This is a genomic window from Nitrospirillum amazonense (assembly GCF_007828045.1).
GTDB lineage: Bacteria > Pseudomonadota > Alphaproteobacteria > Azospirillales > Azospirillaceae > Nitrospirillum > Nitrospirillum amazonense_C.
Map to the genome: position 1 here is coordinate 1 of NZ_VITN01000052.1, position 7515 is coordinate 7515.

At 63.0% G+C, this 7515-nt stretch carries 6 protein-coding genes and 1 pseudogene; 6 read left to right on the forward strand and 1 reads right to left on the reverse strand.

The genetic code is table 11. The features are described from left to right. Positions 1–93: 93 nt before the first annotated feature. The 3 genes and pseudogenes from FBZ89_RS31095 to FBZ89_RS30290 form a co-directional block, all read left to right on the forward strand. Positions 94–876: pseudogene (locus tag FBZ89_RS31095) on the forward strand (IS481 family transposase); the annotation flags it as partial. A 66-nt stretch (positions 877–942) separates the two neighbouring features. Continuing rightward, positions 943–1395 carry an alpha-isopropylmalate synthase regulatory domain-containing protein gene (locus tag FBZ89_RS31305; protein ID WP_246173092.1) on the forward strand — a complete coding sequence of 151 codons (453 nt, stop codon included), beginning with the start codon at positions 943–945 and terminating at the stop codon, positions 1393–1395. Positions 1396–1444: 49 nt separating this feature from the next. After that, positions 1445–1909, forward strand: a complete 465-nt coding sequence (locus FBZ89_RS30290) for a YbaK/EbsC family protein (protein ID WP_145754804.1) — start codon at positions 1445–1447, stop codon at positions 1907–1909. Positions 1910–1921: 12 nt separating this feature from the next. On the opposite strand, the gene FBZ89_RS30295 is transcribed toward FBZ89_RS30290, so the two are convergent. After that, positions 1922–2734 carry an AraC family transcriptional regulator gene (locus FBZ89_RS30295; protein WP_211115426.1) on the reverse strand — a complete coding sequence of 271 codons (813 nt, stop codon included), beginning with the start codon at positions 2732–2734 and terminating at the stop codon, positions 1922–1924. 47 nt (positions 2735–2781) lie between these two features. On the opposite strand from FBZ89_RS30295, the gene FBZ89_RS30300 reads away from it, so the two are divergent. The 3 genes from FBZ89_RS30300 to FBZ89_RS30310 are packed head-to-tail and all read left to right on the forward strand — an operon-like array spanning position 2782 to position 6975. After that, positions 2782–4269 (forward strand): efflux transporter outer membrane subunit, encoded by a 1488-nt coding sequence (locus FBZ89_RS30300; RefSeq protein ID WP_211115427.1) that lies wholly within the window; start codon positions 2782–2784, stop codon positions 4267–4269. A gap of 7 nt (positions 4270–4276) precedes the next feature. Then, positions 4277–5398: an HlyD family secretion protein gene (locus tag FBZ89_RS30305; RefSeq protein ID WP_145754805.1), complete on the forward strand. Its 1122-nt coding sequence runs from the start codon at positions 4277–4279 to the stop codon at positions 5396–5398. Further along, positions 5395–6975, forward strand: coding sequence for a DHA2 family efflux MFS transporter permease subunit (locus FBZ89_RS30310; RefSeq protein WP_145754807.1), 1581 nt, complete (start codon positions 5395–5397; stop codon positions 6973–6975). Before FBZ89_RS30305 ends, FBZ89_RS30310 begins: the two co-directional genes overlap by 4 nt. Positions 6976–7515: the final 540 nt, after the last annotated feature.

Below are 7515 nucleotides of genomic sequence, written 5' to 3' on the forward strand. Positions count from 1 at the left end.
CGTGGTCATGGCGCCCTCCATAACGATGTCCAGCAGACATCATAGCCTGATATCCGCCGAAACCGGGGAAAGGGGCATCCACACCATCAGTTCAGGTCCACTGTTCTGACTCTGGAAGAGGAGGCGGTTATCATCGCCTTCCGCCGGCATACGCTATTGCCGCTGGATGATTGCCTCTATGCCCTGCAGCCGACCATTCCCAATCTGACCCGATCTTCCCTGCACCGGTGTCTTCAGCGACACGGCATCAGCAGGCTGCCGGAGGTGGAAGGCGACAAGCCTGCCAAGCGGAAGTTCAAAGCCTACCCGATCGGCTATTTCCACATCGATATCGCCGAGATCAGAACAGCCGAAGGCAAGCTGTACCTATACGTTGCCGTTGATCGGACAAGCAAATTTGCTTTCGTCCAGGTAGCCAGGAAGACAGGGCGATCATCCGCCTCGGCCTTCCTGATGGCCTTGATCGACGCCGTCCCTTACACGATCCACACGGTGCTGACCGACAACGGGATCCAGTTCACCTTCCCGCCACGATATGCCGATGGTCCCACAGCCCGGTACGTGACGCACATGTTCGACAGGCAGTGCCAGGAGAATGGCATCGAACACCGGCTTACCAAGATCAAGCATCCCTGGACCAACGGCCAGGTCGAGCGCATGAACCGAACCATCAAGGAAGCCACGGTCAAGCGCTACCACTACGACAGCCATAAGCAGTTCGAGCAGCATCTGAGTGCCTTCGTCGGCGCCTACAACTTTGCAAGGCGCCTCAAGACACTTCGGGGCCTGACACCCTGGGAATTCATTTGCAAATCATGGACGGCGGAACCCCAGCGGTTCAGGATAAACCCGCACCATCAATCCCTGGGACCGAACAAGTCCGGCAAGGGCGGTGTCGCCTGGGTCATGGAGCAGGATCGAGGCCTGAAATTGCCCAAGCGTATGCAGGCGGATTTCAGCATCCATGTGCAGAAGCTGGCCGACGATATCGGCCGTGAACTCGACGCAGCCGACATTTGGCAGTGCTTTGAGAGTTGCTATCTGCCACGCCCCACCGATCGGTACGTGCTGGTCGATTATGAGGAGCACGGTCCGGTAGGTCAGCGGCTCTTCGTCGGCCGCGTTGCCATCGACGGCGAGGCTCGCTCGCTGTCAGGACGAGGCAATGGCCTGATCTCCGGGGTGGTAGCGGCGCTTGAAGAAACGGGCGGTTCGGTGCTGGACGTCGTGGACTATCAGGAACATGCCATTGGTCGTGGCGCAAATGCGCAAGCGGCAGCCTATGTCGAATGTCGCACAATAGACGGCCGAACGGTGTTCGGCGCTGGCATTGATCCCGACGTTGCCACGGCATCCGTCCAGGCACTTTTGAGCGCCGCCAACAACGCCCGATAGGGCATCACGCCTCACCTCAACAAGACGGCTCAAGCGAACCGGAGTCATTATGGATATGGTCGGGAAAGTACGGCAGGCGTTGCTCGCCTCCGGACATGAAGACAGCATCGCCGAATTTCCGGCGGGCACACATAGCGCTGCGGATGCAGCGGCGGCCGTTGGCTGCTCCGTCGCGCAGATCGCCAAATCGATCGTCTTTAGGTCCGGTGAGAGCGTCATCCTGGTCGTCGCTTCCGGCGCTCACCGCATCGACCGGAACAAAGTCTCGGCCGCGGTCGGCCAGCCCGTTAAGACCGCCGACGCCGCATGGGTGCAAAGCAAGACAGGATTTGCCGTCGGCGGCGTCGCCCCAATCGGCCATGACTGCCAGGTTACAACCGTCGTCGATAGCGCGCTGCTTCCGCTCGATCCGCTTTGGGCCGCAGCGGGGTCTCCGATGCACGCATTTCGGACGACGGCGGAGCAACTGATCCGCCTCACTAATGGCGCGGTGGCTGAGGTGCGTCAGGTTTGAACCTGTCAGGGCTCATTGACTAGCCAAATAGGCGGTTGGGGATACGCCGAGCGTTCGGCGGAACATGGCGGCGAAGGCACTCGGGCTGTCATAGCCATGCTCCAGCGCCACTTGCAGCACCGAGGCCCCAGCCGCGAGGCGAGGCAAGCTCAGCAACAAGCGCATGCGGCGCAGCCATTCCCCGAAACTCATCCCCAGTTCGCGATGAAACAGACGCGCGAGAGTCCGGCCGCTGACATGGATTTCCGCCGCAAGCTCCTCAAGCGTGACGGACGCAGACGGATCGGCGATCAGCCTCTCGCAGAGTCGCGCGAGACGCGGATTGTGCGGCATGGCGACATGCAGATGCAGACGTGGCGCGGCTTCGATCTCGTCAAGGATCAGTTCCATTACCCGTTCGTCCCGGCTCGCTGGCGCATAATCCAGCGGAATGCGGGTCGCCGCGACGATCGCTTCCCGCAGGAAGGCAGAAACCTCGATCACCTCGCATGTCCGCGGGAGACTGGATCGCACCCCATCCTGAACGAAGATCGTCCGCATGAAGACATTGCCGGCGACCCGAATGCCATGTTCTTCACCTGGCGGCATCCAGACGGCCCGTCCGGTCGGCACCACCCAGCTTCCCTCCCGGCTCGTCACGGTCATCACGCCGCCGAGCGTGTGGATCAACTGGGCGCGCGGATGGCTGTGCGCAGCGATGTGCTCACCATCGGGATGATCGCTCGCCAGGGCCGCCACCGGCCTTGGCGAGCGTTCACAGTCTTGAAAAGTACGTTCGCTGTCCATTTCACGATGATCAATGTCACTCTCGCCGGAGAAGGACAAGCGGCAATCACATAAAACAATGGCGCGTCAACATCGAGCGGACCATCGTGCGTCATCCTTCGGGCGGCCTGATCGCCGCCATTCTTTCCATATCGCTCCTAGCTGGCTGCGCCACGGCGCCTGGAACGCCACCTCGATCCACGGTGGCAATCCCGGATCGACTGGCGGATAGCGAAGCCGTGCGCTCCGACGCACCGCCGCCGGATTGGTGGCGCCTCTATCGCGAGCCGGCGCTCGACGCTCTTGTTGAGGAGGCGCTGACGAACAACCGCGACCTACGGGCGGCGTCGGCGAACTTATTACAGGCCCGTTCGACCCTGAGCGAGGCTCGTGGTGAGCTATGGCCGACGACAAATCTTTCGGGCGGCGCCGGCGAAGGCAGCACGCTGGAGGACCAGATCGCCGCCGCCTCGGAGGGAACTGACAAGATCCGAACCGGCCCGCGCTTCGATATCGGGACATCGATCTCCTGGGAGCTGGATCTTTTTGGCCGGCTGCGCTCGACGGTCAAGGCCGCGGAGGCGGATATGCAAGGGTCTGCCGCGCTGGAAGATGGCGTCCGGGTCGCTGTCGCCGCGGGTGTCTCCGGCGCCTGGCTCGACGCTTGTGGTTATGCTCATCGGGCTGATGTGGCGCGCCAATCCCTGGAATTGGCGCAACGTGGCCGGGATCTGGCCGAGCGGTTGGTGGCCGCCGGCAGCGGCCTGCCGGTCGATGTATTGCGTGCCGATGCCGTGGTGGAACAGGCAAGCGCGACCATCCCGATGCTCGATGCGAAAAGGCATAACGCGCTGGCGGATTTGGCGGTGCTGACCGGGCACCCGCCGGCCGAGATACCTTCGGCAGCTGCGGCCTGCAGGCGGTTGCCCTCCATCACGACGCCATTGCCGATCGGCGACGGCCTGACGCTGCTGCGGCGTCGCCCGGACATACGCGCCGCGGAACAGAAGCTCGCGGCAGACACTGCGCGAATCGGTGTCGCCGTGACCGATCTCTATCCCCGAATCTCTCTCGATGGCGGGGCCACGATATCGTCGCCCACGGTCGGAGGCATCGCCAGCCGTAACAACCTCGTCTGGCACGTCGGTCCATTGTTGAGTTGGAACTTCCCCAACATCAGCGCCGCCCGAGCGCGCATCAGGTACGCCCGAGCTGGCGAAGCCATGGGCCTCGCCGATTTCGACGCCACGATCCTGAGAGCCCTTAAGGAGGTCAACCAGACGGCGGAGGATTACGGCGCGGCACTTCGCCGGCAGGGTGATTTGCGTGCGGCCGCCGACCGCAGCGCCCGCGCGGATCGCCTTATGCAGATCCAGCGATCGGCGGGTGCGGCGACCGCGCTGGAAGCACTGGATGCGGAGCGCGCGGACATCGACGCACAAGCGGCTCTCGCCGCCGCTGACAGCGATGTGACCACGACGCAGGTGGCTCTCTTCAAGGCATTGGGCGGTGGCTGGGAAAACGCCCCGGCCGTCGTCCTGCCATCCCCCCAAAGAACAGCGTCCGTCGCCTCGGTGACGGCCTCCTCGAAATGAGGTTTTCATGACCGATACCGCCGCAAAAACGCGTTCTTCCTTCCCTGCTTTGCGCCCGAGCCGTCGCCAGCTCATCACCTGCGGCTGCGGGGCGGCGCTCATCGCCACCTGTGTGTTCGGCGTGCGCTGGTGGACGACAGGCCGCTTCATGATCGAGACCGACGACGCTTATGTGCGAGCGGATGTAGTGACGATCGCCCCTCGCATCGCGGGCGACATCGTCGCGGTGGCCGTCGCGGACAATCAACAGATACGGGCCGGAGACGTTCTCGCGCGAATCGATGATCGGGATTACCGTATGAGGGTCGAGCAGGCCGAGGGCGTAGTTGCCTCTGCGAAAGCCGATGTCGAGGCGCAACAGGCACGCATCGCCACGTTCGACGCGCAATCCACACAGCAGCATAACGTGATCGAACAGAATGGCGCCGCCGTCGCAGCCCGCGAGGCGGATGCTCATTTCGCCGATCTCGAATACCAGCGGCAATCCAGCCTCTCCCGGCAGAAGGTCGGAAGCACACAGAATCTACAATCGGCCGAGGCAGTTACTCGCAAGGCCGCAGCCGCGCTGGCCGAAGCCCGCGCGGCGCTGGCCGCTTCCCGAGCCTATCTGCCGGTTCTCGCAACTCAGCGGGACGCCGCCACCGCCAATCTCGACAAGGCACGCGGGACGCTGCGGCAAGCACAGGCAGGGCTGGATGCGGCACGCCTCGACCTCGAGCGAACGGTCATCCGGGCGCCCGTGGATGGGCAGGTCGGGCAGCGAACTGTGCGTGCCGGACAATATGCCGACATCGGCACGCCGCTGATGGTTGTCGTGCCAGTGCAGGTCTATGTCGTCGCAAACTACAAGGAGACGCAAACCGATCACATCCGCCCTGGTCAGTCGGCCGAGATCGTCGTCGATGCGTTCGGCGGTGCGACGATCAAGGGCCATGTTGACGGCTTTGCGCCGGCGTCCGGCGCGCAGTTCGCGTTGCTTCCTCCCGATAACGCCACGGGCAATTTTACCAAAATCGTCCAGCGGATGCCGCTGCGGATCGTGGTCGATCCGGGCCAGCCGCGCGCGGCCGAATTGCGGCCGGGCATGTCGGTTGAAACCAACGTCTATACGGGAAGCTCCCGGCCATGAGCGGTCGGGCGGAGACCGGCGAGGCAGCCGGTCAGGTGTCCTTGCGGTCTTGGGTGGCCGTCCTGGGCGGTGTCGTCGGCTGCTTCATGGCGGGGATGAACGTCCATGTGACGAACGCTTCGCTTCCCGATGTCCGAGGATCGCTGGGGGCTTCTTTCGAGGAAGGGTCGTGGATCACCACAGCCTATCTGGTCGCCGAGATCATTATCATTCCGATGACCGGCTGGCTGGTATCGGTCTTCTCGATGCGGCGCGTGCTCATGGTCGGAACAGGCGGCTTCATTCTGTTCTCGATCGTTTGCTCGATGGCGCCCGATATCAACACCATGATCGTCGCGCGCGCCTTGCAGGGCGCATTCGGCGGCGTTCTGATCCCCCTCTCCTTCCAGATCATCGTCAGTGAACTGCCGCCGTCGAAACACCCGTTCGGCATGGCTTTGTTCGCCGTGGCCAACAATGTCGCGCAAGCTGCCGGGCCTTCGCTCGGCGGCTGGTTGACCGAAGCCTATAGCTGGCGCTGGATCTTCTATCTTCAGGTGCCGCCGGGCGTGCTGCTGCTGGCGGCGATCGGCTGGGCCACGCCGCGCGCACCAGCGTCTCTCGACAAGCTGCGGAGCGGCGACTGGAGCGGCATCATCGCGATGGCCCTCGGCCTGTCCGCGCTCCAGATCATGTTAGAGGAAGGTGAGCGCAAGGACTGGTTCGCATCGACCTTCATTAACGAGGCCGCGATCATTGCCGCGCTCGGCCTCACCGCGTTCGTCCTTGTCGAGCTGTGGCAGAAGTCCCCCTTCATCAACCTGCGTCTGTTGGGCCGTTACAACTTTGGGCTGGCGAGCCTGATGCAATTCACCTTCGGCGCCGTCGTGTTCGGGGTCGTGTTCCTCGTTCCGAACTATTTCGCCGAGGCGCACGGCTATAACTCCGAGCAGATCGGGCTGACCATGATTCCCTATGGCCTGATCCAGTTCGTCATGTCCTTCGCCACCCCCAAGCTGATGCGATGGACCAGCGTGCGCGCAATCATCATTCTCGGCTTCGTCGTCATGGCCGCAGGCTGCCTGATGAATATTCATCTCGACAGCAATGCGGCTGCCAATGTCATCGTGCCATCGCTCGTGGTGCGCGGGATAGGCCAGTCGTTCATCGTCGTGGCGCTGGGCGTGATGGCGGTAGATGGGCTTGAGAAATCCGAGCTTGGGTCGGCCTCCGGATTGTTCTCGACCGTCCGGAACGTCGGCGGCGCCATCGGCATCGCGGTGGCCAGTCAGTTTGTCGTAGGTCGCGAGAAGCTGCACGCAAGCCGGATTGGCGAAGCGGTCAGCCCTTTCTCGATCGCGTTCCGGGAGCGGACCCTAGAGCTGGTGAGGTTGCTGAGCGGGCAGCAGGTTGACCGCCATACCGCCCTGTACGGCAAATTGGCGGAGCCCTATCGGCAGCAAGCTCTCGCTGTGATGGACAAGTCGGTCCACCATGACGCGCTGCTGCTTGCCTACAGCGATGCGTTCCTGGTCGCAGGAATATCCATGTCGATCTGCGCGCTTGGAGGCCTGCTCCTGAGAAAACGCCGGCCTTGAGGCACATGGGGTCGAACGCAGGCGGCTGCCTTCGGGAGCACGGCGCGAGGATAGTCAACACTCATGACGAAGGATGTCGATGTTCGCGAAAAGCGGCTGCGAGCGTCCGTAAGGCGCCGCGCGAGCGGGCGTCCGACACGGTCGAGTGGAGCACAATTTCGGACGAAGGAAGGGGTGGAAGTTGAAGCCGTTCCCCAACCTCGACAAGGCCAACCAGCGCAACGCGATATGCGAGCGCCCCCACCGCGAGACCGGCTGAGACTGCAGCCATCACTGCGGCGGTGCCTCCGCCAAGAAAAACCTCGACCCAGCTTATACCTGAGGCGTCCAGCGCGCGGGTGGCGCATCGATTCCCGAAAAGGCCGCCCTTCCTCGGGGAATGAGCTTTCCGTTTGTCAGATCGGACGCGGGAGTGCTGGTCAATGGCGATTTCCTTTCCATGCAGGCCGCTGTTTGGGTGGACGGCCCCATGGCATCGGATGCCAAAGTTGGGTTGTCACACTCCAACACGAGGGCCGCCCTTATGGACTATAAACGGAT